Below are 518 nucleotides of genomic sequence, written 5' to 3' on the forward strand. Positions count from 1 at the left end.
AAAGCGCTGCTTCAGATAGCTGCACAGAGCGGGTAACGTGGCCTGAAGTAACTTCAACATACGTGTATAACTGACTAAATCAGGAAAATAATGTCGCCAATACTGACAAACAAATTTGGTGTAGTAAGTTTTAAAATCGCGATAACCTGATTGATGAAAAGCAATTAATATAGTCATCACTTCGCTAGAGGATAGTCGAGATGGCTTAATGCGTTGCTTTTCACCTGATTCTATTAGGTGTTTAAGCCATTGAGGTTCAAACAATAAACAAAAATCATCGACATCTACGTAAATTGCATCTAAGTTATTCATGCCCTTGCCTCGGTAATCTTATGTTTCTTGGTCGAAAGATCTGATCACCGCAAGGGCATTTAGTTCCATTTCTTATGTGCAGCTCAGGTTACTTATCTACTTATCTACTTATCTACTTATCTACTTATCTACTTATCTACTTATCTACTTATCAATTTTAAGAATTTTTAGCTTAAGAAATGAATGGGCCTATTTATTAAGCTTTA

General features: G+C 35.5%; 1 pseudogene. It reads right to left on the minus strand.

Annotated features, from left to right (window positions below):
* Positions 1-312: pseudogene (locus CWC17_RS18935) on the minus strand (IS982 family transposase); the annotation flags it as partial.
* Positions 313-518: the final 206 nt, after the last annotated feature.

Origin of the sequence: Pseudoalteromonas sp. S3785, from assembly GCF_005887365.1 — a bacterium.
GTDB lineage: Bacteria > Pseudomonadota > Gammaproteobacteria > Enterobacterales > Alteromonadaceae > Pseudoalteromonas.